Below are 2,670 nucleotides of genomic sequence, written 5' to 3'. Positions count from 1 at the left end.
GGCCGGGCAGCTCGACGAGGACCTGGTCGCCTCCCTCACCGGACAGCTCGTCGTGCCGCGGCGGGCCCGCGGGTGGGGGGGGGGGGGGGAGGTCGAGTGCCCGGGGCGGGGGGGCGGGGGGGGCCACCCCCCCCCCCCGGCCTCTTGCCGTACCGCCTCAGCCGCGGGGGCAGAAGGGGTAGGGGTCGAGAGCGAAGGACCTGGTGACGTTCTCACCCTTCTTGATCTTGACGACGGCCGCATCGGCACGCCATCCGTCCTTGCCGGCGATGACCGTCACAGGGTTGTGCTGCTGGTCGAGCCACAGCTCGTACCTGCCGTCCGAACCGGTCTTCAGGGTCCTGGACTCGTCACCTGAGGACAGCACCACCGTCGCGCCCTCCAGCGGTGCTTGGGAGCCGGTGCACCGCGCGGTGGTGACGACGCCCGTGATCTTCCCCCACTTCTTGGGCGCTGTGGCCTTCATCGTCACCCGCACGGCGTCGATCACGTCGCCGGCGTCCGTGCCGATCGTCAATGAGCCCGTGTAGGTGCCCGGCTGGGACACAGCGGCGGCGTCCAACGTCACGGTGACGGTCTGCTTCTCACCGGGGTCGAGAGTGAACTGGTCCGAAGAGAGCGCCAGCCAGGGCACGTCGCCGCCACAGGCGTCGTATCCGGGCAGCAGTTCGGCGGCGGCGACGCCGGTGAAGTCACCCGTCGATCCGCCGATGCGGTACAGGCCGCACGCGCTGGCGCCCCGGCGGACGACCTGGCTGGAATTCGGCAGCGGCTGCCAGGAGTTGGCCTGCGCGTTGTAGACGAACCCGATGTTGGTGATGCCCTCCGCCGTGTTGCCCCCGGAGACCAGGAGCTGGCCGCCGGCCGCTGTGAAGCCGGCGCCCCACAGGGCCGTGGGCATGGGGGCGAGGGCGGTCCAGCTGTCCGTGGCGGGATCGTAGGCGTACACGGCGTCCGTGATGCCGGTGTTGTCGCTGAGCCCGCCCGCGCAGTAGAGCTTGCCTCCGATGGCGCCGCAGGACTGCCACGCCACCTCCTCGGGGTAGTCGGCCCTGGCGGTCCAGGTGTCCTCGGCCGGGTCGTAGGACTGGACCGTGGTCTTGCCGCAGACGTTCGTCTCGCAGCCGCCGACCACATAGAGCGTGCCGTCCAGGACGGCCGCGGCGGAGGCCGCCAGCGGACGCGGTGCCGGTGGCCGCGCCGGGGGCGGTGTGCAGGGCGGTGTCCGTGCCCGGCTTGATCCAGCCCGGGTTGGCCTTGGTCTTGACGTTGACCGCGGGCGCGCCGGTGTCGGAGGCGGCCGTGCGGGCGGCGCCGCGCAGGGCGGTGTCCACGCTCGTGGCCTTGCCCGTGGTGAGCGGGGCGGTGCCCGTATTGGTCACGGTACGTTGCCGTTGGAGAACATCGGGAACATGCCGGCGGCGGTCCAGGCGCTGATGACGTCGCTGAACCAGGGCTCCGTGATGGGGCCGTTGTCGTTGCCCCAGGAGTTGTTCACGATGTGCGGGCGCAGCTCGGGCCGGGGGTCCTGGCCGCCCAGGTCAGTGGGGGCGAGCATCCACTCGGCCGAGGCCAGCAGGGCGGACTCACTGCAGTTGATGCTCTCGCAGCCCTTGGCGGCGATCCACTGGGCGCCGGGGGCGACACCGATACGGTTGCCTTCGCCGCCGTCACCGGTCATGGTGCCGATGGTGTGGGTACCGTGCCCGTTGTTGTCGCACGGCACACCGGAGTCGTCGCACACCTTGGCCGGGTCGAACCAGTTGTAGTCGTGGTCGAAGGTGCCGTCACCCTTGTTACCGCGGTAGGAGCCGGCCAGCGCCGGGTGGTCGGACTGGGCGCCGCTGTCGATGCTGCCGACGACGATGCCGCCGCCACGCGTGCGGAAGTCGTCCCAGACACGGTCGGCGCCGATCGCCTCCACGCCCCACTCGACCGGGCCGGCCGCGGACCGCACGGCCGGGACGCGCTTGCTCTTGACGGGCTCGGGCAGGTCGTAGGAATGGTCGACGCCGATCGAGGCGACCTCGCCCTCGGTGGCGAGCCTCTCCGCCACCTCCAGTGTTCCCTGCCGGACGTGGACGGCGTTGGAGGCGTGGAACGCGCGGTAGTCGGCTCCGCTCGCCTTCAGTTGGGCGATCACACCGGCCTGGCTCCGGGCCGCGGTGTCCTGGAGCTCCTTGAGGACGGCCTTGCCGCGTTTCGCCCAGTCCTTCTCGCCCTTGGCCTCCGTCAGGTCCGGGCGGTCCTTGAAGCGGACCCAGAACGACGTCGTCGGGTCCTTCTTCATGGCGGAGCGCAGCTCCATCGCGACCTTGTCGTCCGCCACCGCCTGTTCGGGAACCACGGCGGTGACGACAGCGGTGATCAGCAGGGCGAGTATCAACCCTACGGACAGGCCCAACCTTCTTCGGTCGCGCAGTCGGACCGTTCTCATCAGGTTCCTCCGCTCCCCCACCGGCGACGGCCGCCAGTGATCCGCGGGGGACGTTTCCAGTGCGCGTGTCCTGCGGCCAAGGCACATGACCTTGCGGCTTTGTGACTTGACGCAAGTCCGTCAGGCGACCCGTCCCAAGGGACTCCGGACGGGGGGGGGGGCGCCCAGACCCCCCCCCCCGCCGTCGGGTGCGGAAGTGGCGGGGGGGGACACCCACCGGTAACTCCACGAGC

The 2,670-nt window shown here is 71.0% G+C and carries 2 protein-coding genes; both read right to left on the bottom strand.

All coding sequences use genetic code 11. The features are described 5' to 3' along the window. Nucleotides 1–157: 157 nt before the first annotated feature. The gene (locus tag ACFWR9_RS25150) at nt 158–1,177 is read right to left on the bottom strand and encodes a kelch repeat-containing protein (RefSeq protein ID WP_383845983.1); all 1,020 of its coding nucleotides are present in this window, start codon (nt 1,175–1,177) and stop codon (nt 158–160) included. A gap of 201 nt (nt 1,178–1,378) precedes the next feature. Beyond that, the gene (locus tag ACFWR9_RS25145) at nt 1,379–2,437 is read right to left on the bottom strand and encodes a S8 family serine peptidase (RefSeq protein WP_383845948.1); all 1,059 of its coding nucleotides are present in this window, start codon (nt 2,435–2,437) and stop codon (nt 1,379–1,381) included. Nucleotides 2,438–2,670 lie beyond the last annotated feature (233 nt).

This window comes from Streptomyces sp. NPDC058534, from assembly GCF_042717365.1.
In the GTDB taxonomy this organism is placed as follows: Bacteria; Actinomycetota; Actinomycetes; order Streptomycetales; family Streptomycetaceae; genus Streptomyces.
This window is presented reverse-complemented; position numbering and strand designations above follow the sequence as displayed.